16 protein-coding genes and 1 riboswitch are annotated in these 23,973 nt (G+C 66.2%); of the genes, 5 read left to right on the top strand and 11 right to left on the bottom strand.

Going from position 1 to position 23,973, the window contains the following annotated elements; translation table 11 throughout:
- Positions 1-13 precede the first annotated feature (13 nt).
- Entirely contained in the window at positions 14-766 is a 753-nt protein-coding gene (locus MJ777_RS03435; protein WP_239373091.1) for a type 1 glutamine amidotransferase, read from the top strand.
- On the opposite strand, the gene MJ777_RS03440 is transcribed toward MJ777_RS03435, so the two are convergent.
- On the bottom strand, positions 730-1,245 hold the full coding sequence (locus MJ777_RS03440) for a MarR family winged helix-turn-helix transcriptional regulator (protein ID WP_239373093.1): 516 nt from the start codon (positions 1,243-1,245) through the stop codon (positions 730-732). The genes MJ777_RS03435 and MJ777_RS03440 overlap by 37 nt on opposite strands.
- Before the next feature lie 273 nt (positions 1,246-1,518).
- Between MJ777_RS03440 and MJ777_RS03445 the strand changes: the two genes are divergently transcribed.
- Complete coding sequence (locus tag MJ777_RS03445) at positions 1,519-2,178, top strand: plasmid partitioning protein (protein WP_239348216.1); 660 nt, start codon at positions 1,519-1,521, stop codon at positions 2,176-2,178.
- A 528-nt stretch (positions 2,179-2,706) separates the two neighbouring features.
- Here the strand turns inward: MJ777_RS03445 and MJ777_RS03450 are convergent.
- From MJ777_RS03450 to corA, 3 genes are all read right to left on the bottom strand, one after another.
- Positions 2,707-3,690 carry a C40 family peptidase gene (locus tag MJ777_RS03450; RefSeq protein WP_239348215.1) on the bottom strand — a complete coding sequence of 328 codons (984 nt, stop codon included), beginning with the start codon at positions 3,688-3,690 and terminating at the stop codon, positions 2,707-2,709.
- Between the two features lie 185 nt (positions 3,691-3,875).
- A riboswitch (cyclic di-AMP (ydaO/yuaA leader) is annotated at positions 3,876-4,046 on the bottom strand.
- Between the two features lie 448 nt (positions 4,047-4,494).
- Complete coding sequence (locus MJ777_RS03455; protein ID WP_239309024.1) at positions 4,495-4,866, bottom strand: hypothetical protein; 372 nt, start codon at positions 4,864-4,866, stop codon at positions 4,495-4,497.
- A gap of 721 nt (positions 4,867-5,587) precedes the next feature.
- Positions 5,588-6,775, bottom strand: a complete 1,188-nt coding sequence (corA, locus tag MJ777_RS03460; RefSeq protein ID WP_239309025.1) for a magnesium/cobalt transporter CorA — start codon at positions 6,773-6,775, stop codon at positions 5,588-5,590.
- Positions 6,776-7,704: 929 nt separating this feature from the next.
- On the opposite strand from corA, the gene MJ777_RS03465 reads away from it, so the two are divergent.
- Together MJ777_RS03465 and MJ777_RS03470 are read left to right on the top strand one after the other, a co-directional pair.
- Positions 7,705-8,514, top strand: a complete 810-nt coding sequence (locus tag MJ777_RS03465) for a hemerythrin domain-containing protein (RefSeq protein ID WP_239373095.1) — start codon at positions 7,705-7,707, stop codon at positions 8,512-8,514.
- A gap of 61 nt (positions 8,515-8,575) precedes the next feature.
- Positions 8,576-9,211 carry a TIGR03085 family metal-binding protein gene (locus tag MJ777_RS03470; protein WP_239309029.1) on the top strand — a complete coding sequence of 212 codons (636 nt, stop codon included), beginning with the start codon at positions 8,576-8,578 and terminating at the stop codon, positions 9,209-9,211.
- Positions 9,212-9,252: 41 nt separating this feature from the next.
- Here the strand turns inward: MJ777_RS03470 and MJ777_RS03475 are convergent, their stop codons facing one another.
- Together MJ777_RS03475 and MJ777_RS03480 are read right to left on the bottom strand one after the other, a co-directional pair.
- Positions 9,253-10,437, bottom strand: coding sequence for a glycoside hydrolase family 26 protein (locus MJ777_RS03475; protein ID WP_239373105.1), 1,185 nt, complete (start codon positions 10,435-10,437; stop codon positions 9,253-9,255).
- A gap of 508 nt (positions 10,438-10,945) precedes the next feature.
- Positions 10,946-11,566 carry a TetR family transcriptional regulator gene (locus tag MJ777_RS03480; protein WP_239309033.1) on the bottom strand — a complete coding sequence of 207 codons (621 nt, stop codon included), beginning with the start codon at positions 11,564-11,566 and terminating at the stop codon, positions 10,946-10,948.
- A 287-nt stretch (positions 11,567-11,853) separates the two neighbouring features.
- Here MJ777_RS03480 and MJ777_RS03485 point away from each other — a divergent pair, with 287 nt between their 5' ends.
- Positions 11,854-13,335 (top strand): MFS transporter, encoded by a 1,482-nt coding sequence (locus MJ777_RS03485; RefSeq protein WP_239373107.1) that lies wholly within the window; start codon positions 11,854-11,856, stop codon positions 13,333-13,335.
- An 80-nt stretch (positions 13,336-13,415) separates the two neighbouring features.
- Here MJ777_RS03485 and MJ777_RS03490 read toward each other — a convergent pair whose 3' ends face one another.
- The 5 genes from MJ777_RS03490 to MJ777_RS03510 all read right to left on the bottom strand — a co-directional run bounded on the left by MJ777_RS03490 (position 13,416) and on the right by MJ777_RS03510 (position 23,966).
- Positions 13,416-14,420 carry a beta-ketoacyl-ACP synthase III gene (locus MJ777_RS03490; RefSeq protein ID WP_239309037.1) on the bottom strand — a complete coding sequence of 335 codons (1,005 nt, stop codon included), beginning with the start codon at positions 14,418-14,420 and terminating at the stop codon, positions 13,416-13,418.
- Between the two features lie 80 nt (positions 14,421-14,500).
- A complete protein-coding gene (locus MJ777_RS03495; protein ID WP_239348205.1) occupies positions 14,501-15,739 on the bottom strand; it encodes a DNA polymerase III subunit delta' in 1,239 nt (412 codons plus the stop codon).
- Between the two features lie 83 nt (positions 15,740-15,822).
- Positions 15,823-18,171: a dTMP kinase gene (gene tmk / locus MJ777_RS03500; protein ID WP_239309041.1), complete on the bottom strand. Its 2,349-nt coding sequence runs from the start codon at positions 18,169-18,171 to the stop codon at positions 15,823-15,825.
- The gene (gene topA, locus MJ777_RS03505; RefSeq protein ID WP_239373109.1) at positions 18,171-21,224 is read right to left on the bottom strand and encodes a type I DNA topoisomerase; all 3,054 of its coding nucleotides are present in this window, start codon (positions 21,222-21,224) and stop codon (positions 18,171-18,173) included. The genes tmk and topA overlap by 1 nt, the downstream gene beginning before the upstream one ends.
- 402 nt (positions 21,225-21,626) lie before the next feature.
- Positions 21,627-23,966 (bottom strand): sodium-translocating pyrophosphatase, encoded by a 2,340-nt coding sequence (locus tag MJ777_RS03510; protein ID WP_239309044.1) that lies wholly within the window; start codon positions 23,964-23,966, stop codon positions 21,627-21,629.
- Between the last annotated feature and the right edge of the window lie 7 nt (positions 23,967-23,973).

Consider the following 23,973-nt stretch of genomic DNA (forward strand, 5'->3'; position numbering starts at 1 on the left):
CCAGGATGGCGGTATGATCTCCGACTCGGCGACCCGCATCGCTCTGATCTATCCGGAGCTGCTCGGAACCTATGGTGACGGCGGCAACGCGATCGTGTTGGCACAGCGGCTGCGTTGGCGAGGGCTGGCGGCTGAGGTGATCAACGTTCCGGCCGGTGAGGTGGTGCCCGGCGGCTGCGACATCTACCTGCTGGGCGGGGGTGAGGACGCACCGCAGGTGCTGGCTGCTGACGGCCTGCGCAGAAGCACATCGCTGCTGCGAGCGGTCAACGAAGGTGCTGTCGTCCTCGCGGTGTGTGCCGGCTATCAGGTGATCGGCGCATCTTTTCCCGCTGGCGACGAGGTGCATGACGGGCTCGGCCTGGTGGATGTGGAGACGCGCCGGTCGTTCGACCCGGCTGACCAGCCGGCGCCGCCCCGCGCGGTCGGTGACATCGTCGTGGAACCAACATCCGACCTGGGTCTTCCGGTGCTGCTCGGTTACGAGAACCACGCCGGGCGTACTCGACGATTGGCTGGCGGCCGGGGCAGGCCGTTGGGCGTGGTACGCAAGGGCGTCGGTAACGGCACCACGGACCAGACCGACGGCATCGTGGATCACCACGTGATTGGTACCTATCTGCACGGCCCGGTTCTCGCGCAGAACCCCGCACTGGCCGATCTGTTGCTGTCCTGGGTGCACGGCCCGCTGCCGGCGCTGGTTGACCCGGCTGAGATACAACTACTGCGTCAGGCGCGGCTGCGCGCTCTCGACGTCGCGGCCTGACTCCGTGACGGCAGCTGTGCCCTGTCGCGTTCGGCAATCGCCGCGTTGAGACGACCGAGAAGCGTTCCGAAACTGTCGCGTTCGTCCTTTTCCCAGCCGCTCACCAAGCCGCTGATGCTCGTTACCCGCGCTGCCCGGGTGACGACGTAGCGATCGCGTCCGCGTGCGCTCAGGGTCACCAGGCTGGCCCGGCGATCGGTGGGATCGGTGGCGCGTTCCACCAGCCCCTCGGTGGCCAGTGCGGCGACCTGGCGGCTCACCGTCGAGATGTCGAGGGCGAACACCGCGCCGAGGGTGGTCAACCGTACCGAGCCGTGGTCGTACAGATAGCTGAGAAGCAGATAGGCGGAACGGTCGAGAGGCGGGCCGGAGCCGTCCGCGATGGCCATGCGGAACCGTTCGGCCCGGCGGCCGAGCACGGCCAGCTCATGCTCGATCTTCTCCAGCGCCCGATGATCGAGTGCTTGTTCATTGTCCACCTCGGCCTCATCCCTACGCCATGTCATCCGTCCGCGGCGTCTCGGATCTCTACAGATTCTTGTGGATACACCATCGGCGCGAAGCGGGTGTCCTGGGGCCGCCGCGGCGGATCCGTGGAGCGGCCGCTGGCGCCTGGCCGCGTCCGCCCGGCTGGTCGCCGTTGGCGTCAACCCGCACAGGTGTGTGCCAGACCACGGCTGTGGTGCCCGACTCGTCCACGCCACGTGTCGAATCTGCCGAATCAACGGCTCTCGGTGTGGTTCGGTTGTCTGGTGGCGTCGAATCCGCTCAAAGCCGGGAAAGAGCTGTGGAGCAAGAACCGTCGACGGGTGCTGGTGGCCGCTGGCGTGGTCGTCGTTGCCCTCGCCTACGGGCATCACTCACCCGAGGTGAAGACCGAGCGCGCCGAGATTCCGGCGGGCTACGAGTCCGCGGGCCGGGAGCTTGCGGTCCACGCCGAGGCCAAGCCCGAGAAGCCGGTGCCGCTGCTCCTCGTCCTGCATGACGACGAGAGTGACGCGGCGACGATCGAGAAGGACAGTAAGGTGTCCGCGCTTGCTGATCAACAGAAGTTCGCTCTGGTGTATCCGGAGGCGGTGGCCAGTACCTGGCAGACCAACGGTCAGGACGCGCGGTATCTGTGGGACGTGGTCCGTTACGTCGCCAAGGAGCGATCGAACATCGATATGTCCCGGATCTACATCTGGGGTGCGGGAGAGGGCGGCCGTCTCGCGCTCACGGTGGCCTGCGGCCCGCTCGACCCCGCCCAGCAGCCACTGTTCACGGCGGTCGGGACGGTGAACACGGTCGGGCCGCTCCCCGCGTGTCCTTCACGGGTCCATGTCAAGTCAGTGGCTCTTGCGCCAGGGCGGAAATGGAACGAAGCCACGACCAGCGAGCTGTGGAAATTCTCAAAGGACATCAAGGGCTAAGCGGTCGCCGCTCCCTGATCGAACGCCCTATTGCCGGTCGCTCTAAGCGGCCACCGAAGGCCACGCGATGATGGTGTTTTCGCGTGGCCTTCGGTCTGAAGCGAGCTGGAGATCCCGGCAATTTGTGGATCAATCCTCGACCCGCCTCGTCGGCTGTCGTTGAGAGGGCTCCCGCCGGTCGGCTTGGCCGGGGGGGTGGCACGGCCGACCAGCGGGAGCCCAGGACCTCCGCCGGCCAAGCGCACTGTGGGGGGGGTTCAGTGCGAAAGGCCGGGGAAGCCCGTGTTCCGCCGGGCATTGCGAGCCGGGGGGGTTGGCTCGATCCGACCAGCGGAAGTCTTTGGAGACATCCAGTTGTGGTTTGGGACCGCCAGACCGGTGTTTATATCGACAACACCGATCTGGCGGTGAGGTTCACGCGTGACCGGAGGGGGAGGACACGCGTGAACCCGCTATATGTTTTTCAGAGGCTGACTGCGTCAGTCATATCAGTGAGATGAAGGAGTCAACGAGCGAGGCCGCTGGCCGCTAACTGACCCGGCCGACTGAGTATGACGTGGTGTAGATATCTCTGAGCGAAACGACTTCACCGGACTTTGGTGCCGCCCACATCTTGCCACCGCCGGCATAGATGCCGATGTGGTAGATGTTTCCCGGCGTACCAAAGAAGATGAGGTCGCCGACCTGCTTATTGTACTGCGACACATGGGCCGTGGCTTCGTACTGTTCTTCCGCGGTGCGGGGGAGACTGCGGCCGAGCTGTTTGAAAACATACTGAACCAGGCCGGAACAGTCGAAGGAGTAGGGGCCCTCCGCACCATACACGTAAGGCTTGCCGGCTTGCTGCGCGGCCAGATAGACAGCTCTTTCACCGAGCGATCCGACTGGCATCGTAGCATCCGCTGTATCGGAGGTGGATACCCGAAACGCGGCAGCAGCGGCCGAGCCGGCGGCCTGCGCCGGAGGCGCGGGGACCGAACTGGGCACCACCGTCATAGTACCAACGTTCGAGGAGCGAGCCGACTGCAGGGCATCCGTTCCGTCGAAGATAGCAGTGATCTGTGTGGTGGTGAGGACCTTGGCAGTGTAGCTCGCAAAGCCCTGCTCGTTAGTATACAGGTGCTTGAATGTTGCCCAGCCGTCAGGCAGCTTTACCTGAATTTTGATGAGCTGGTTTGACAGCGGCGCGTGGGTCGTCCCGTCCTCGAGGGAGAAGCCCATGTCAATGGGCTGGTCGGCCTGTACTGACACGTCCGGATTAGTGACCCTGAGCGCGACACCTGACTTGGGGTGCAGGTCAGCCTGATCGATCACATGGCTGGTGATGGACCCGGGGCCAACCGAGGTGGCCGGGTTGATAACGGACGTGCGCAGACCGGCGAGTGACGCCTGGCTTCCGAACTGAGAGCCAAGGGTGATCCGGGAACTGACCGAAGTCTCGTCCATCCCTGAGTCGGTCGGGGCGCAGCCGGCCAGCGCGACGCCTGACACCGCAACCGTGCCGGTTGTCATCGCCGCGACCGCGGCACGTGCCCGGACGCGGCCGGGGGCCGACGGCGGAGCGGGCGCGCGGTGCCTACCGCGGGCTGGACGCCCAGGTGTCTCGGCCTGAGGTCGCAGCGAGGACAGCGACGCCGTCGGCGACGAACATGGCCATATTGCCGGATCAAGCTGCACATCGGGCGCAGACAAGACTGTGATCCTTCCCGTTCGCCTGCGAGGTGAGCTGTCGGGTTCGGGCTGGGCTGCCCGGTGGGCCGTGCGACCAGCACACGACTCACTTCACCCCTAGGTCGGCACCGTGGCTCGGTGCCAACCGGTGGAGGATGGGTCCCCCGCTCCTGCCCTGGTGACGACTCGGAGGGGACACCGGGGCCGTGGGCAGGATTCGGCGTTCGGCCCGGTGTTGTCGTGACGTCGGCGCGAGACTAGTTCAAAAGGATGGTGCCAGCAAATACTAGTCCCTCACAACTACGGCGAGTACTCGCAGAAGTGACCATAGCGGTTCCTCCCATCCTCCTTGCCGATCACTCGCCGCTCTATCTTGATCTGCTGGCCACTGCGACAGGTCGCCTAGACGGAGGCTTGCCATGCCATGACCCACAGGATGCGGAAGATGACATTACGCCATAGCGGTGACGGTCCGGCGACGGGGGGGTGCTTGAGTGCCGACAGCTATATATCGCTGACATGTAGTAGCGAAAATTATCTTAATGAATAGGCTCGCTAGATTACGCACTGTGTCAGCCGTTATGGGATTTCCCGCTCCGAAATCCGCTGTGCGAGAGGATGTCCGCGGCCTGGGACGGGTCGGCGTCAGCGGCGCCGGGCGCGGGTGTCGCGGCGGGAGAGCAGGCCCGCGGTCTGCAGGACGTGCAGTTCGACCGCGAGTTCGTGAATCTCCGGGGGCAGGGAGCGGTACTGGCCGGACAGGGCCTCGACGGCCGCCTGCGCGCGGTCCGCGAGATCGTCCAGCGCCCGCTGATGGGTGCGCATCTGCGCTCGCTCGTCCTGGATCGCGCGGACCGTCTCCTCCTGCCACCGCCGGGTGCGCATCAGGCGCTCGCTGGCGTCGGCGGCCTGCCGCTCGGCATCCTCCAGCCGCCCAAGGATCTGATCGAGCTGCTCCAGTCTTGTCGCCAGCTCGGCGATAAGATCGTTACGGACCGGGTATGTCGGCTGGGTCATCGGATCGCGTCGCGGATGTCGCGGATGTCGCGGTCGACGTCACAGGTGATGGTGTGGATACGGCGGGGGGCGTCGTCATTGCCACCCACGCCCGCGTTGCGACTGAGAACGGATTGTAACCGTACGCTGCCGCTAGCCCGCGGCTGGGACGGCAGTTGACTGTGAACTCCCGCACGAAGGCCTGACACAGGCGATTACGGTAGCCGACAGCGTGGTCTCCGTGAATCCCGCTGTCGGGTGATATGTCGTTGTTCCTAGTATGAAATAGCTATCGAACGAAGCCGCGGTGCGGTCCTGCTGGGTACGGTATAGTCCTGACGGGCGGTATCCCAGCCGGGTCGGCGGGGCCGCGCCGTGGTAATTCCCATGGCCCGGCCTGTGGCACTGGTTGTGCCAGTTGTGCTGGCTCGAACGGAGGCCACCCGCGTCTGGCGGGAGCTTCGCGGCGCGGCCAGCTCGGTGGATAATTTGCCTGGTATTGTGGCGCCTTCAACACCCTGCTCAATTTTTACACACGGGACGCCACGAAACATGAGTTCGGTCGGTTTTTGGGCGTCAGCCACGCAAAAAATGATGATCGCGGCCTTCTGCTATACCGGTCAGCTCGTCGGTGTATCGGCTCCACCGGCGAGCTGACCGGACCGGCCGCGAAAGCCAGCAGCAATATTCACGAGCGTCCATCATGCTATCAGTTGATATTTGAGCGTACCACGGTACGAGGCTACAGCCAGCCATTCCGTTTGAAGGCTCGGTGCAGGGTGAAGCAGATTGCCGCCATCAAGCAGAGAGCAGCGGGATATCCCCACGGCTGCCGCAGTTCGGGCATGTGCTCGAAATTCATCCCGTAAATGGCGGCAACCGCTGTCGGAACCGCGGCGATGGCGACCCAGGCACTGATGCGGCGCATGTCCTCGTTTTGCGCGATGGCCACCTGTGTCAAGGTCGCCTGAATAATTGACGACAGCAGCTCGTCGAATCGAGCTATTCGTTCGGTGACCTGTTCGAGGTGGTCGGCCACGTCACGGAAGTATTCCTGAATGCGCGGGGCAATCCCGCCGACGTCCGGTTCGGTGAGCGCTCGCAGCGGAGCGGCGAGTGGCGTGACAGCGTGCTTGAGCTCAAGCACCTCACGTTTGAGCTGGTAAACTTTACTGGCATCGGGCGGAATCGATCGGTGAAAGACCGATCCCTCGGCGTCGTCGATGTCGATTTCAATCTTCTCGGTAACCGCCAGGTAATCGTCGACAATCTGGTCGCAGATAGCGTGGAGGACAGCCGACGGTCCGTGGCGGAGCATTTCCGGGTGCGCTTCCAGCCGGCTGCGCAGGGCTTGGAGCCCGCCATGTTCCCCATGCCGGACCGTGACTACGAAATCCTGGCCGAGAAACACCATGACCTCGCCGGTGTTGACGATCTCCGATGTCGAGGTCAGCTCCTCGTGTTCCACGTAACAGGCGGTCTTGAGGACGACGAAAAGGGTCTCCCCGTATCGCTCCAGTTTCGGCCGTTGATGGGCGGTGACGGCGTCCTCGACCGCGAGCGGATGCAGCCCGTAGACATCGGCGATATTGGACAGTTCCGTCGTGCTCGGTTCGTACAGGCCGAGCCAGGCAAAACTGCCGCGGTGATCCCGGGCAACACGCAGCGCATCGGTATGGTGGATCGATCGCGGATCGCGGTAGCCGTCCCGGTATATGTGACACGCGATCACTCGGCCGGGCGGTGTCGAAGGACTCTCCGGGCGTATGCGGCGGCGTTTGGGGACCATCCGGACCAGTGACACGGGCTTGCTCAGGGCGCCGGCCAGCCATCCTGCCGCGGTTGACGGATGGCTGGCGGCAGCCTGTGCGAACGGAAGCTGCCCGTTGTGCCGATTACCGCTGTCGTCAGCAGACTCCTTGTTGTTCATTTCCGGATCATCCTGTTCATGTCCTTCGCTTAATTGTTATGCGGTCGATAGTTATGCCGGTCTGGCTTTTTTGGGTACCAGTGTTTCGGGCGGGCGCTGGCGCGCATCGCCGTGCGGTCGAACGGTGCTTCGCTGGCTGGCGCCACGGCATTGAGTAACCATCCTGTTCCAATCGGTCGCGGCTGGACTTTTTGTGGCCTTCTTGTCAGTACTTCTACCCGTACCTGCCTGATCCTCGTTACCGGCGGGGGTGCTCGACGAGCCCTTCTCCGATCATGCCCCGCTGAGAGCGTGTGGGAGATCAGGCTTTCGATCAGTGAGCCGCGTCCAGGCGGCCCCTGGCAAGGCGGGAGGCCGAAGCGATACCGGATGAGTTGTCCCGGTTTGGCCGGCAACGCAGCCAGGAGGCGGCCTGGATGCGCGAGCCGGGCAGTCCTGTTGCCGGAGCCTCTTGGCCGTTTGCCGGCCGACCGCGATGGCGACGGCGGTGGTGGTTCGCGATCTTGCGGGCGATGGGCGGTTTGTGCCAGGCCAGGTGTTGGTTGCCGTGCGCGCCGGCCGTGATTGAACAGCTGGGTGATCTGTTGTGATTGACGATGGATAGCGAAGTTGAAATGTTGGGTATAGAGTTTGTCTGATGATTAAGAGCGTCCGGCAATAGGGGTGTGGATCAAGGAGCGGGGTTGGGGTGCGTGCATCGCGAGGCTGCGCGGGGAGCCACCGGCGGTGGTGGGTGGGGGCCGACGAGCCGGGTACCCCTGTATCGCGCGGCGATGGATGGGGAGCGATGACGCGCGGCGCCGCCTGGGCGGCGCGAGCCGGACAGCCCCGCTGCCGGGCGCTCCAAGGAGCGTCGATTCAGCCGCTGGCGGCTCGGTCGTCGCCTAGCGGTCCCGTATTGGCAGTGCGCAGGCTTGGGGGTGGCAATGATGTCCACAACAGGGCCGGAGGGGACGGCGACGACCGAGAAGGCCAGAGCCGGCGAGCGGGACGATTCGAGCGGGACGTCCCTGCCTGAAATGATCAAAGCGTCGCATGACGCCGCGACACACCTTGTTGGTCTTACCTTCACCGAGGCCGCGACCTCGGGGGATCCGAGACGCGCGTTGCGAGCCGCCGACACGGCGGTTGCGGCGATCAGCGCCCATATGTACGCCGTGCAGACATCCGTCTATCCCATGGCGCGTCGCCGCCTCCCGGACAGTCGGCCGCGCATCGCCGAACTGTGTGCCCAGGGACGGGAAACCGCGTCGGTGCTACGCGGCATCTCCCAGTACATCCAGGGCGACGTCCACCGGCCGGACGAGTCGATGGGCAGGCTGCGTGAGCGTCTTGCCGAGCTTGAGGAACAGCACATCGCGGCGGAGGAGGCCCTGGTCGCCGATCTCGACAAGGCGCTCTCCCCAGACGACCGGCGCCGGATGGCCACCGCGTTCCGACGATCGATGCGGCGGGCACCCACCCGCCCGCATCCGCACCTTCCCCGCACCGCTGTCGTCGGGAGCCTGGTGCTGCGGCTCGCCGGGAGCTGGGATCACATCCTTGACACCATGGACGCCCGCATTGCCGCGGATGGACCGGTGCGCGCACCAGCACCGGCGGGCCTGTGGGGCTGGTACCTGCTCGGCCGCCCGGTCCCGCCGCCGGACACCGCCGGCACCGCCGCCGGTAGCACCGCCGCTCAGCGGCCGGCCCCCAGCGCTTCCCCGGCGGCGGGGGCGGGGGAGGGCGGGCCCTGAGGCGAGTGGCGGCCGCGTCGGTAGCCAGCCAGGGCGATGCGAAGGTTTTAGCATTGCGTGCATGGGACGTGCCCGTGCGCAGCGTGTGGCTCTTGCGGATCTGCTGGATGAGGTCGGTCCGGCTCAGGCTACGCTGTGTGCTGGCTGGACCGCTCATGATCTTGTTGCTCATTTGGTGACTCGGGACCGGGTGCCATACGCACTGCCTGGTTTCGTGATTAAATCACTGCATGGTGTGACGGCGATGGCGGAGAGAGCCACCATGCGCGGTGATACCTTTCCGGACCTGGTGAGGATATTCCGTGACGGTCCACCATGGTGGCATCCAACCCGTTTCGGCCTGGTCGACGACGCCGCGAACCTGGTCGAGTTCTTCGTCCATCATGAGGATGTTCGACGGGCCAGGCCAGGGTGGAGCGGATCCCAGCTCGACGACGGGATGCAGCGGGCGCTCTGGCGATCGTTTCAGATGTTCGGCCGGGCCGCCTACCGACGGTCCGCTGTCGGGGTGGTTGCTGAGCGCGCCGACGGCCCGGGGCGGGTCGTACTGCGTCGTGGTGCCGGTGAGGTAACCCTCGTCGGTAATCCGGCCGAACTCCTCCTGTTCGCCTTCGGCCGCCGCGACCATGCCGTCGTTGATGTCCACGGTGACAATGGCGTGGTCGCGGCCTTCACCGGTGGAGAGGCCAGCCGGTGACCGGTTGTGGTTGCGGGGCTCGGCGGTGCCCTATAACGCCATCACCACAACAGCGCGTAGGTCTGGGCACCGTTGGGCTGTTCAGTCGGGTTGACCAGGGCGGAATGGACGTTGCCCGCGTCCGGACTGTTGAAGTACGCCTCGTAGGACAAGACGTCGGCGTTGGCGACGAACGTGTCGTGCATCTTCCGGATGTAGAAGGGGTTGTCCCCACCCGACTGCCCGGCTGCCGCGGCACCGGTGTCCTGCTTGCCGACCAGTCCCCATTCCGGTACGGAGAACTTCTTGCCGTGCGCGCGGGCAAATCTGATCACTGAGCAGAGCCCCTCGGCTTCGTTGCACTGGGTGTTCCAGGAGTTCTCGTCCGTGCTTGCCGGCCACATGTCGAAGGTGTCGATGCCGATGACATCGACGTACGCGTCACCCGGGTAGAAGTCGAATGCGCCGTCGGTATGTGCGTTCATCGTCCAGTCGATCCGGACCTGGGCAGCTGTCTGCCGGATGGCACCGACCACCTGTTGGAAGCAGCCGACCCACGACCCCGGCCTGCTCGAGGCCGACCATGGGAACCAGCTGCCGTTGAATTCCCAGGCCAGCCGGACAACGGTGGCCGCGCGGCCCTGGTTGGTCAGCCACCGGCCGAACTCCTGCCAGTGGGAGTTGTAGGCTCCTGACGCGCAGGCGCCGATGTCGCCGCCGGAGGCGGGGAAGAACGGCTGACTGATCACCCAGGTGCCGGGGAAACCGGCGAACTTCTCCGGGCCCGCGCCAAGCCACGGATGGGTTATCGTTTCCCAGCTTGACCGGTCGGCGAAGGTGACGACCACGTCGACCGGCCGTCCGCGAAAGGCCGACCACTGGTTCGCCTGTGTCAGCGTGCCCGCGGCGACGCCGCTCATCCACCCGGCCGTTGCCTGCGCTGTGGCCGCCGATCCGGTGGGCCCGTCGGCCGTCATGGATGTGCCGGGCGCCCCGGCGGTCACGGCGGCTGATCGGACGGTGGCGGCGCCGGGGCTGGCTGGGGGGCTGGCTGGGGGGCTGGCTGGGGGGGTGAGCGTGCCGGCGGTATCGGCTGCGGATGGAGCGGGTGTGGCTGCCACCATCGCGCTCTCGACCTCGTTACGGCCGGTGGGAGCGATGCGGCAGCCGAGGCTCGTGGTTGCGATCGTCAGCACACCCAGGCCGGCGAGCCAGAGCCGGCCGCGCCGCGACAGCACCTTGCGCACCGAGGTCCTCGGGCTGCCGGGTGCATGTGCGTACCTGTTCTCGGCAGTGATCCGGCCGGCTTCGTGTTGCTCCGTTGTCAGACGCGTTGAATCAGTCAGTGTTGTGTTTCGGAGTGGTCTCCGTGTTTTTTTGAAGATTTCTTGGTGTTTCACACTCGACCTCCTCCGCTCGAGAAGGCTGCGACACAACAGGGTGCGCACGATCCGTAGCTGGGGGAAGTGTCTAGGCGACGGGCTTCAGCAGGCCTGGCGTGGGCGGGCGGCAGCAAAGTCATCATCGGACGATGAGGCTACACGGACCCGGTTCAATGCCCTGCGGATGGGTATATCAGCAGGTCAAAGAGTTTTTGATCAGATCTCCGTGTGAAGGTGGAGCTGGTGCGGTCCGTCGTTTGTTGTGTTTATATTGTTCTAATTTGGTGAAGGAATGTGTTTCCAGGCAAAATTGCCTGTGTCCGTTGTTGTTGTTCGGGCCCGTCAATATCTGGACTGGACCGCGGCGGCTTGTTCAGGGCTGTACGGCAGCTGTGGCGAACGCCACGCCCACCGTCACGAACGCCTCGTCCACCAGATCGGCCAGGTCGGTGTCGTCGTTGGCGCTCAGCCACGCCGTGTGGGCGGCTTCGAACACGCTCAGGGTGACGCCGGCGATGAGCGCGGGCCGGAGGTCGGTCGCTGGATCCGTCGCCATCCGGTTCGCCATCGCATCGGCCAGCATCGTGCGCAGGACCAGCTGTTTGTCGATCCTGCGGGCACGCAGAGACGGGGTTCTCTCAATCAGGCCGTTGATCGCCACGGACCGCTCGCGGTTGCGGCTCATGTCTTCGATCAGGGGGGTGAGGGCGTTGCGTGCAGCCAGGAGCGCGGGCTCATCGGCCGGCCGGGCCAGCGCGGCCTGGCGGAACTGCTCCCCACGGGCCTCGACGTGCGCCAAGACCGCATCCTCCTTCGTCTGAAAATACCTGAAGAAGGTGCTGCGGGACACGCCGGCCGCCGCGGCGATCGCATCCACCGTGACGGCATCGAAGCCGTGCTCGAGGAACAGCTCGACTGCGACCTGCGCCAGGTCACCGCGGACGGTCGTCCGTAGCCGTTCCCGGAAGGCGGTTATCCCGGTCGGGTTGGTCATAGAAGTCACCTGCGTGGTCGTGGGCGTCGGATGCGTCCGTTGATGTTCGGGGCTACCACAATGATCATTGTTGCTCCGCGGCTGTTTCGCGAGGTGGTGATCTACGTCGCCAAGCCGATCTCAAGTCGATCTCCAGAGATGAAGTGTAGGCCACATCCCGGCGCCGTTTTTGATGAATAGATACTTGGTATCGTCAATGATACTGAGTATCATCCTTTATATGTTTTATTGATCATGGGATGTGCTCCTATCGGCGAGCGAGAGGACTGTCCAGTATGACGGCCGGGGTGGATGGAAGACGCTCGTCATCGGTGACCTTCGCGGCTCTCAGCCTGTCGGCGCTGACCTTCTCGCTGCTGCAGACGATGATCGCGCCAGCGCTGCCGACGATCCGGGCGGAGTTCGGCGCGAGCCAGGCGGGCATTGCCTGGATCATGACGGCCTACCTGCTCAGCGCATCCGTGGCGACCCCGATCCTCGGGCGTCTCGGAGATGTCTGCGGTAAGAAGCGCGTGCTCGTCGTTATGCTCGCGGTGCTTGGTATCGGCACAGTGATTGCCGCGCTTGCGACGTCACTGCCCGTGATGCTCTTTGCCAGGGTCGTCCAGGGGGTGGGTGGAGCGATCTTCCCGCTCGCGTTCGGGATCATCCGGGACGAGTTTTCGCCGGAGAAGGTCGGCAGCGCGATCGGTGTCGTGTCAGCTGTGCTCGGGGTTGGTTCCGGGACGGGGACGGTCATCTCCGGGCCGATCAGCAGCCACCTGGGCTATCACTGGCTGTTCTGGCTGCCCGCGATGGCCATTGCCGTGGCGCTGGTGACGACCATGCTGCGGGTGCCGGAATCACCCGTCCGCGTGGGTGGAAACGTGTCGGTCACCGGCGCGTTGCTGCTTGCCGCCTGGCTTGTCGCGCTGCTTCTCGGGATCAACCAGGGGCCCCGGTGGGGATGGGAATCCGCCTCGGTTCTCGGTCTGTTCGCGTTGGCGGGGCTGCTCATCGCACTCTGGCTCGCTGTTGAGAGCCGTAGTGCCGAGCCGCTTGTGGACATGCGGATGATGCGGATTCCCACGGTGTACCGGACGAACATCACCGCGGTCCTCTTTGGCTTCACGATGTTCTCGGTGATGGTGTTCGTACCGCAGTTCGTGGAAACGCCTCGGTCGGCAGGCTACGGGTTCGGGGCGAGCGTCACCGCAGCTGGCCTCTACATGGTGCCGGCCAGCGTATTCATGCTGGTAGCCGGAATATTCGCCGGCCGCATCGGAGCCCGGTACGGCACGAAGATCCCGCTCCTCCTGGGTACGCTCATCGCGACTTCCGCCACCAGCGTCCTCACGTTCGCGCACAGCCAGAGCTACATGATTTACATCGCCACCTCGTTGCTGGGAGTAGGTATCGGGCTGGGCTTCGCGGCGATGTCACACCTCGTGGTTGTAGCGGTTCGCCCTGACCAGACCGGAATCGCGTCCGGGATGAACGCCAACATCCGGACGATCGGTGGTTCCATCGGCACCACCGTTACCGCCACTGTCATCGCAGCCGGTGCAGGCGCGGGAAAACTGCCGCATGAAAGCGGTTACACGAACGCGTTCCTGCTGATGACCGCCGGGCTCGCCGTGGCCGTGGTCGCCGCCGCCTCGCTTCCGAACGTCCGGCCGTCGTCGGGTGCTGACGGCATCGCGGTGGCCGCGCCGGAGCGGATGGGTGCCAGCCCCGTGCCGCGCCCCCGGAGCGCTCGTGGTTCCGGGGCCGCCGTCGCCGACAGGTAGCCCGTGCCGGCGGGAGACGGGCCCCTGCCGAACACCCGTGCCCCCGGAGGTCCAGGGGCCGGAGGTCAGGGGGCCGGAGGTCAGGGGAGCCGGACGACCTGGGCCGCGTAGACGAGACCCGCGCCGAAGCCGATGAGCAGCGCAAGGCCACCCGAGGGCACCTCACCGCTCGCGAGAACCTCGTCCATCGCGAGCGGAATGGACGCACCCGAGGTGTTCCCGTGCACCGCGACGTCCCGGGCGACGGTCACGGTGCCGGGCAGGGCGAGCACCTTGCAGAGCATGTCAATGATGCGGATGTTGGCCTGATGGGGAATGAAGGCGGCGAGCTCGTCCGCGCTGATCCCGGCCATGTCGAGGGCCTGGCGCGCGACGGGCGCCATCTGCCATGATGCCCACCGGTATACCCGCTGCCCCGCCATCCGCATTGTCGGCCATGGCAGCTCTGGGTTGTCGCGCCATTCCAGATAGGAGCGGTCGTGTCCGATCGCGTCCCGGCCCGAGGAATCAGAACCCCATACGACCGGCCCGATGCCCGCTGTTTCCGACGGCCCGACGACAATCGCTCCGGCGCCGTCCCCGAAAAGAAAAGCCGTTCCGCGGTCATGCGGGTCGATGATGTCCGACATCCGTTCGGCGCCGATCACCAGAACGTACGTGGCGCTGCCGGCGAGTACCATGTCGCTGGCCACCGCAAGAGCATGGCAGAAGCCCGCGCACGCGGCTGAGAGGTCGAACGCGGCCGCCTGCCGGGCGCCGAGCCGGTTAGCCACGTCGGTGGCCACCGATGGCGACTGCGTGACATGGGACATGGTGGCCACCACGATGCAATCGACATCCGGGACTCCGATGCCGGCGCTGGCCAGAGCTTTGCCACCGGCCGTGGCTGCCATTGCTCCCAGTGATTCATCCACAGCAGCGAATCGCCTGCTGCGAATACCGGACCGAGATTCTATCCACTCGGGAGTGGAGTCTATCCGTTGACAGATCTCAGCGTTGGATACTATTTTTATGGGACGATAGGCGCCCACGCCAAGAATTCGGCTGCCGGCGGGACGGACTCGTGCCCGGATGATTCCACTCACATCCGGAGCATACTATGTTGTCCCCTGTTCATGACACGGAATGACTTACTGACACTGTTGCCGGTACGGTGGGTAATGATCTATCCGGCGCGCAGTTCGAGGGTGAGTGCTTCTATAGCCAGTAGCGGGACGAGGGCGGGATTATCCGCCAGCTTCCGCCGGTACCTCAGCACCGCCTCGAGCCGGCGCAGCGTCTGCTCCGGGGTGGACGCCCGCGCGGCCCGTGTCACGGCATCGCCCTGGTCCGGGTGGATCGCGTCGACCGGTGCACCCAGCTGGACGACGAGCACGTCCCGATACCAGCCGGCGAGGTCGACCAGCGCCCGGTCAAGAGAGTCGAGCACGGTCCGTCGGCCACGGCTTTTCTGCGTTTTCGCCAGTTCCTTGAGAGCTCCGGCGGCACCCCGAACGGCCACGGCCCGGGTCTTCGCGCCGGGCTTTGGTGCCCGCGCACGCTTCGCCGTGCTGCCAGCGGATGTTGCACCCACACCGAGCGAGATCTTCAACGCCTCGGTTTCGGCCTCGTCACGATTCGTGTTCGCCGCGTCCGCGTCGGCGTTCGCGGCGGCCACCAGGTCCGCAGCCGCGTCGAGACAGTCCCCGGTGCGTTGCAGGCGGGTCGGGATACGCAGGACCTCGGTGCGCCGGTCCCGCGCCGCTTCGTCGGCGGCCAGCGACCGGGCCCGGTCCACATCGCCCGCGGCCGCCTGGGCCGCAAACTGGGCAAGGGCGGGATCGATCCCGTCCCGTCCCAGCACCGCGGCGACCTGTGCGGGGGTGGGCAGGCGCAGCGAGACGACTCGGCAGCGCGACCGCACTGTCGGCAGGACGTCGTCGACCGACGGCGCGCAAAGGAGGAACACCGATCGCTTGGCGGGCTCCTCCAACGCCTTGAGCAGGGCGTTGGCGGCCTGATCGGTAAGCCGGTCGGCGTCTTCGAGAAGCAGCACCCGCCAGCGGCCCGATGTCGGCGCGCTCGCGGCGTCGCGCACCAGCTCCCGGATGTCCTTCACACCCAGCGACAGCCCCTCCGGGCGTACCGAGCGCAGATCGGACGCGGTGTCCGTCAGGACGGTGTGGCAGCCATGACACCCACCGCATCCTGGGGGGGAGTTCTCGCAGTTCAACGCCGCCGCGAAGGCACGCGCTGCCGTCGACCGCCCAGCGCCCGCCGGGCCGGTGAACAGCCATGAATGGGTCATAGTGGCTCTGGCCGCGACGAGCCCACCGCTCCCGGTCACCCCGGCTGCCGTGCTGGCTGCGCCCGCGAGGGCCTCGATGACCGGTTCCTGGCCGATCAGGGCATCCCACACGCTCACCCGTCCATTCTCTGACGCCGCTGGTCGACGGTTACCGGCGGGCCGCACCACGGCCCGTGGGGAGCCGCTGGACGGCAGGCGGGTTATCGAGCCGACGGAGTTTTCCTCGTTGCTGTGGGGCGGCCGGGCAACAGCTCGGCCGTAACCGCCGTAGTCGCCTCGGTGGCAGTGCTCTCAGCCCGCATGCTCTCAGCCCGCATGCCCTCAGCTGGTCCGGTGGAGGCAGGCCCAACAGGCGGGTCCGCGGCGACTGAGTCGCGATCAGCGCGCAACCGTTCGTTGATGACATCCCGGATCTTGTTGTGCAGCGTCCGGGGCGGCTGGTCCGCGTCGAGTACCACGTAGCGGCCTGGCGCGCTGTCAGCGAGTCGGTGGAACCCCTCACGCACCCGTTCGTGAAAGGCAAGCCGCTCCGCCTCGATCCGGTCGATGCCGGCTGTGGGGCTGGTAGCCGGGCCGCTCGGGTCGCGGGTCGAGCTGTTCCGCTCGGCCCGTTCTCGGACCCGACGGAGGCCGATCTCGGCGGGAAGATCGAGGAGGATCGTGATGTCGGGGACCAGGGACTGGGTGGCCCACCGCGACAGCGCCGCGACCCCGTCCGCCCCGAGTTGACGGCCGGCGCCCTGATAGGCAACGGATGAGTCGATGAAGCGGTCACTGACGACGACCGCGCCCCGCGCCAGCGCCGGCTCGATGACCCGCGCGACATGCTCGGCACGGTCAGCGGCGTACAGCAGCGCCTCGGTACGAGGGTGCAGCCGCGTCGTGGGGTCCAGCAACAGTTTCCGTAGCGTTGCGCCGATGGCGGTCCCGCCGGGCTCATGGGTGATCACAACTTCACGCCCCGCGGACGCGAGCCATGATCGTAAATGTTCGGCCTGTGTCGATTTACCGGATCCCTCGCCACCTTCGAGGGCCACGAACAGGCCGGCATGGCGAGGACGCTGTGGTGATGTCTCACGCCCCAGCAGGGCGTTCCGCAGCTCGGGAATGATCGCGATGCCGGTACGCTGATCCATCTGCCGGTAGGCGAACAGGCCGACGGCCACCGCGAGCAGGCCGCCGGCAAACAGGACGATCGTGACCCCGTCGGCACGGAGCTGGACGCCGCCAAACAGGCTGATGCGGTGTGATCCGATGATTCCCACCAGCGCCGGCGCGGCCGCGAGCACCACCAACAGGTCGATACGGACCAGGGACTGGACCAGCGCGAAGGTTCGTCCACGCAACTCGTCGCTTACCGCTGCCTGCAACAGGGTGTAACCGGTGACCCATGCGATCCCGGCGAACATGCCGACGAAGACGACCAGGACACAGGCGAGAACAAGGTTGGGCATGACGGCTACCGCCAGCATGGCCACCCCGGCCGCGGTGACGCTCAGGCCGAACAGGCGGGACCGGCTGAAGTCACCGAGCAGCCGCGGTCCCAGCGCCATCCCGGTGGCGAGTCCCACGAACACCGCGCCGAACAGGACACCGTACGCGGAGTCGCCACCGCCGAGAATCTGGACGTAGAGCCGCCCGAGCGCCACCACGCAGCCGGCACCGGCGAACCCCCCGAGAATACCGATCACCAGACCGCGGACCAGCCGGTTGTGACCGACGAAGCGCCAGCCCTCCGTGATCGACGACCACAGCCCGGGGTGCGCATCGGCGCGTTGGAGTGCTGTCCGGCCGATCCCGCGCAGCCGGAAGATCACAATTGCTGATACCAGGAACGTCGTCGCGTTGAAGAAGAGCGCGAGGTCCAGCGGGGAGGTCTCGAAGAAGGACACACTGGTCGCCAACGCCCGCGACAGGGTGGCCAACAGCGAGAAGACCGCCGCACCCAGTGGCGCTGAACCGTACGTGGTGATCAGACTCAGCGTGTTCGCCGCGGCGAGCCGCCGTGCGGGTACCAGGTTCGGCACGCTCGCGTCCTTGGCCGGGTTCCAGAACAGGCTCACGCACTCGATCAGCAGCGATGCGACGAGCAGCCAGGTCAGCGTCCCGACCAGCGGAATGGACATGAACAGCCCGAACCGCAGGATGTCCGCGACGACCATCGTCAACCGTCGGTCGAGCCGGTCCGCCACGACACCGGCGAGCGGTCCGAAGATCAGCGCTGGCAGCAGTCGGACGATCAGTACGGAGCCGATGGCGAATGCCTTGTCGGAGAAGCTCGCCCGCAGTGAGCTGGCCAGCGCGGTCGTCGCGAGCAGGCCCATCCAGTCACCCAGGCTGGACAGGGCCAGCGCCAGCCAGAGCTGGCGGAACTGCGCGATCCGCAGGACCGCGCGGAAATCTCCTTCGGTGTGCTGGCGCGGATCATCACGGGTTGCGGCGGGCGTCGGTGATGTGCTGCCGGTAGACGGTCCGCCACCATCCGACGACGCTGCCGGGGCTGGCCGCGAACGGGGTGGGCCGTGGTCACCGCCTACCGGGTCGCCCATCAGTCCGTCCGGCGTGGTTGGGTTGACGAGGTGCCCGTCGTGCCGCCGTCCGTCCCGGTCGTGCTTTTCTCGCTCGCAGCCTTCTTCGCCGGGGCCTTCTTGGCCGGGGCTTTCCGGACGGTGGCCCGTTTCGTGGCGGCCGGCTCCTTGGCGCCTGATGCGGCAGCGCGCGCTGTCCGCCGTTTGGGCGCCGGCCCGCGGGCGCGCCGTTCGGCCAGTAGCTCGGCTGCCCGTTCCACAGTGATCGACGCAACCTCGTCGCCCTTGCGGAGGCTCGCGTTCGTCTCACCATCGGTGACGTATGGGCCGAATCGGCCCTCCCGCAGCACCATCGGCGCACCGCTGGCCGGGTCGGCGCCGAGTTCGCGCAGCGGCGGGGCTTGCGCGGCTCGCTTGCGTCCTCGTGCCTTCGGCTGTGCGATCAGCGCCAGGGCCTCATCCAATGTCACGGTGAACAACTGCTCCTCAGACTCCAGCGACCGGCTCTCCGCTCCCTTCTTGACGTAGGGTCCGTACCGGCCATTCTGGGCCGTCACCTCTTCGCCGTCCTGTGCAACGCCCAGCGATCGGGGCAGGGTGAGCAGTTTGCGCGCATCGGCGAGGGTGACCGTCTCAACGGACATCGTGGCCAACAGGCTCGCCCTGCGCGGCGGGTCGTCGTCTGTGCTGACGTACGGGCCGAAACGTCCGATCTTGACGGTGATGGTCGCGCCGCTGTCCGGGTCGGTGCCAAGCGACCGGTCCCCGCTCGGCGCGTCGAGCAGTTCCATCGCTCTCGCCACGGTGAGCTCGTCCGGAGCAAGATCTTCGGGGATGCTTGCCCGCTGGTCACCGTGTTGGATGTACGGACCGTACTTACCCACTCTGATCATTACGGGTTGCTCGTCATCCGCCGTACCCAGGTGGATCGAGTTCACCTCGCGGGCGTCGATCTCGCCGAGCCGCTCGCCGACCAAGTGCTTGAGCCCGCCTGACCGCGCGACACCGCCCGGCTGGCCCACGTCCGAACCGAAGTAGAACCGGGTCAGCCAGTCGATCGACGCCGCCGTACCGGCCGCGATGTCGTCGAGGTCGTCCTCCATCGAGGCGGTGAAGCGGTAGTCGACCAGCCGACCGAAATGCTCTTCCAACAGGCCGACCACGGCGAACGCGACGAAGCTGGGAATCAGCGCGCTGCCCTTCTTCCACACGTACCCGCGGTCCTGGATCGTCCCGATGATCGACGCATAGGTGGACGGCCGCCCGATGCCAAGTTCCTCAAGGGTCTTGACCAGGCTCGCCTCGGTGAAGCGCGGCGGCGGGCTGGTCGTGTGCCCGCGGGGGTTCAACTCGCGGGTGGCCAACCGGTCACCCTGGCGGACGGCTGGCAGGCGGCGTTCACGGTCCTCAAGCTCCGCGTCGGGGTCGTCCGCGCCCTCGACGTAGGCGCGCAGGAAGCCCGGGAAGGTGATGACCTTTCCCGACGCCGAGAACTCGGCATCCTCCCCCGCGCTGGACACCCCACCGAGCCGGACCGTCGCCGACGTACCGAGAGCGTCGGCCATCTGGCTTGCGACCGTCCGCTGCCAGATCAGTTCATAGAGCCGATAGCCGTCGATGTCGTCGCGGAGTGCGGCACGCACCTCGCCGGGGGTCTGGAAGTGATCCCCGGCCGGTCGGATCGCCTCGTGCGCCTCCTGGGCGTTCTTGACCTTTTTCGTGTAGGTACGGGGCCGCTCGGGCACGTACTCCGGCCCGTAGAGGGTTCGGGCCTGCTCCCGGGCGGCGGTGAGCGCGGTTGCGGACAGGTTCGTCGAGTCCGTCCGCATATAGGTGATATAGCCGTTCTCGTACAGCTTCTGCGCTACCTGCATCGTCCGCTGGCTGGAGAAGCGCAGCTTGCGGCCGGCCTCCTGCTGCAGGGTGGATGTCATGAACGGCGGGTAGGGAGAGCGGCGGTACGGTTTGGTCTCCACCGACCGAACCGTGAAGATCGTGTCGACAAGCCTGCCGGCCAGGGCGCGCGCCGCGGTCTCGTCGAGCCGCACCACGTCCGCGGCGGTGAGCTCCCCGGAGGAGCTGAAGTCGCGTCCGGTGGCCAGCCGCCGGCCGTCGAGCGCGACCAGGTTCGCCGGCAGCGGAGTGCTGTCGGGCGCCGCGGCAGCCGGTACCCGGTCCGGCGAAGCGCCGTCACCCGTCGCCTGCGTCGCCCGCGTCCCGAAGACCCCTTCGATGTTCCAGTACTCGGCCGCGGTGAAGCGCATCCGAGCGCGTTCGCGTTCCACCAGGATGCGGGTTGCAACGCTCTGGACCCGACCGGCTGACAGCTTCGGCATCACCTTCTTCCACAGCACCGGGCTGACCTCGTAGCCGTAGAGCCGGTCGAGAATGCGCCGGGTCTCCTGCGCGTTGACCAGGTTCTCGTTGATCTCGCGCGGGTTGTCCACCGCTCGCTGGATCGCCTGAGGCGTGATCTCGTGGAAGACCATGCGTTTCACCGGCACGGTCGGCTTCAGCGTCTGCAGCAGGTGCCAGGCGATCGCCTCGCCCTCGCGGTCCTCATCTGTGGCGAGGTAGAGCTCGCTCGCTTCCTTGACCAGCGCCTTGAGCTTGCTGACCTGGGGTTTCTTGGTGGGCGTGACGACGTAGAGCGGCTCGAAGCCGTTGTCGACGTCCACCCCGAGCCGGGCCCACGGTTTGCCCTTGTGCGCGACCGGCACTTCCTCGGCGTTGCGCGGTAGGTCCCGGATGTGGCCGATACTGGACTCGACCTGCCAGCCGGGGCCGAGGTACCCGGCGATGGTCTTTGCCTTCGCGGGTGACTCAACAATCACCAGCCGGGTCCCGGTGCCGCTGGGAGCGGTCGATGAGGTACCGGTTCGATTACTATTCGTGTTCGTCCGCGTGCTGGGACGGGATGCGGTGCCGTTGCCGGACGTGTCGATGTCCGTGTCGGGCTCGGCGTCGGTGCCGAAGGCCGTGGGCTCGACGACGGGCGTCGATGACCCGGCGCTCGATGACCCGGCGTTCGACCGGCGCGTCCCGCTATTTGTCGGCTTCGTGCGCGGGGGCACTTCTCTCCTCGTTGCAGGGGGTGGTTCGACTTCGGCTGTGCGACTCGTAGGGTGTCGGGCTGCGGTGCGGACGGCCAAACCGCCGGTGGAAACCGGCCTGGGGCTCGTTGCGAGCTCCCGGGCCCATATCCCGACAGTAGGTCGACACACACCGGTATGTCAGCCGGCGGCGCGGCGGCTTTCTCCGGCGTCCGGTGTTGTGGACGCCGGAGGAGACCGTACGCCGTGTCGCGCACCCGGGTCTGCTGACGTCGACGGAGCGGGCCCTGACGGGACCCGGTCCGTCACCGCCGGATGCCCCGTTCCGGCGGTGACGGTGACTCCTCCTTCCCACTCCTTCCCCCTTCTTCTCCCTCCTTCTCCTCCTCTTGGTGCGCCGGGTGGGAGCGATGAGGGGATTGGCTACACTGTCGCCTTCGGGGTGGCTGCCGAGCGCTGTTCGGTCACTGCCGGTGCAAGCCCTAGTGCGGTATTACGTCGTTTCGAGTAGATGATGACGGTGGAAATCACCCCGACGACCACGACGGCGATGGCGATCCGTAGCGGTTTGTTCTCGTCATCACCGACCGAGTACTTCACCACAGATGGCGCGATCAACAGGCTGACCAGATTCATTACCTTGATCAGAGGGTTGATCGACGGGCCGGCGGTGTCCTTGAACGGATCACCGACGGTGTCACCAATGACGGTGGCGGCGTGGACGTCGGAGCCCTTGCCGCCGTAGTTGCCGTCTTCGACGAGTTTCTTCGCGTTATCCCAGGCCCCACCGGAGTTGGCGAGAAAGACCGCCATGAGGACGCCGCCGGCGATCGCCCCGGCAAGGTAGGCGCCCAGCGGTGGGTAGCCGAGTCCGAAGCCAACCGCGATCGGCGCGAGAACCGCAAGAGTGCCTGGAGTGACCAGCTCTCGTAGTGAGTCCCGGGTGCAGATGTCGACAACAGCACCGTAGTCGGGCTTCTGGGTACCATCCATGATTCCTGGCTTGGTTCGGAACTGGTCGCGTACCTCCTCCACCACCCGTCCAGCGGCGCGCCCGACCGCGTTGATCGCGAGCCCGGCGAACAGGAACACGACCGAGGCGCCGATGATCAATCCGACCAGGGCGTCCGGATAGGCGATGTCGAGGGTGCGCGATCCCAGGGCGGTCCGGCCTGCGTCGATGAGCGCCTCGTTGACCGTGTCGGTGAACGATCCGAACAGAGCGGTGGCGGCCAGCACCGCGGTGGCGATCGCGATGCCCTTGGTGATGGCCTTGGTGGTGTTGCCGACCGCGTCGAGGGAGGTGAGGATCGCGGCACCTTCGCCGTCCATGCCCTCACCGGACATCTCGGCAATACCCTGGGCGTTGTCGCTGACCGGACCGAAGGTGTCCATGGATACGATCACTCCGACCGTTGTCAGCAGTCCGGTGCCGGCCAGGGCTACTGCGAAGAGCGCTACTGTGGTACTGCCGGACCCGAGCAGGTATGCGCCGAAGACCGCCGCGCTGATGAGCAGCGCCGAATACACGGCCGACTCCAGCCCGACCCCGATACCGGAAAGAATGTTGGTTGCCGGGCCCGTGGTGGATGCCTTCACGATGTCCTGAACCGGCCTGCGGTTGGTTTCGGTGAAGTAACCGGTGAGGAGCTGGATTGCGGTAGCCAGTATGATACCGATAAGGACAGCTGTGATCGCGATGAACCGCGGGTCGCCACCCTGGCTGCTCTTCTCGAGGCCGGGGAAACCGGCGAAGCTGTCCGGCAGGTAGGCGAACGAGACGATGACCACGCCGACCGCGGAGACCAGCGCCGAGATGAAGAACCCTCGGTTGATCGCCGCCATGCCGTTGCGGTCGCCGGTACGTGGGGCGACTGAGAAGATGCCGATGATCGCGGTGAGTACACCCACCGCGGGAACGAGCAGCGGGAAGACCAGGCCGTTCTCGCCAAAGGCCTTGACGCCGAGGATCAACGCGGCTACCAGCATCACCGCGTAGGACTCGAACAGGTCGGCTGCCATTCCCGCGCAGTCTCCGACGTTGTCCCCCACGTTGTCGGCGATCGTGGCCGCGTTGCGTGGGTCGTCCTCGGGGATGCCCTGTTCGACCTTGCCGACGAGATCGGCTCCTACGTCCGCGGCCTTGGTGAAAATACCTCCACCGACTCGCATGAACATCGCCAGCAGCGCCGCTCCGAACCCGAATCCTTCCAGGACCTGCGGAGCTGTGTCACGGAAGGCCAATACGACGACCGCAGCTCCGAGCAGGCCCAGACCAACCGTGAACATCCCGACGACACCGCCGGTACGGAAGGCGATCCGCATGGCGGCACGCTCCCCCTGCTGGATGGCCGCGGCGGCGGTACGGGTGTTCGCACGGGTGGCGAGCGACATGCCGACGAAGCCGACAAGCGCGGAGAAAACGGCTCCGAGGACGAAGAACACCGAGCGTCCCACCCGGGAGCCGGCCGTGTCCGCCGGCAGCAGCAGCAGCACAAACGGGATCACGACGACGAAGCCCGCCACAGTGATGAACTGCCGTCGTAGATACGCTGCGGCGCCTTCTTGGACGGCCCGGCCGACCTCGATCATTCGGGGGCTTCCCTGGCTCGCGGCGAGCACTTCGCGGACCAGATACCCGGCGACCAGCAACGCGATCGCTGCGATAGCCGCCACACTGGCGACCAGCCCAAGCTGGCCTCCGCTAAGTTCGATGGCGACACCACCGGGGTTTGTACCTGCCTCGGCTTGGATCGGGACCATGGGCCCT

The organism is Protofrankia sp. Cj5 (assembly GCF_917627405.1).
Taxonomy (GTDB): Bacteria; Actinomycetota; Actinomycetes; order Frankiales; family Frankiaceae; genus Protofrankia.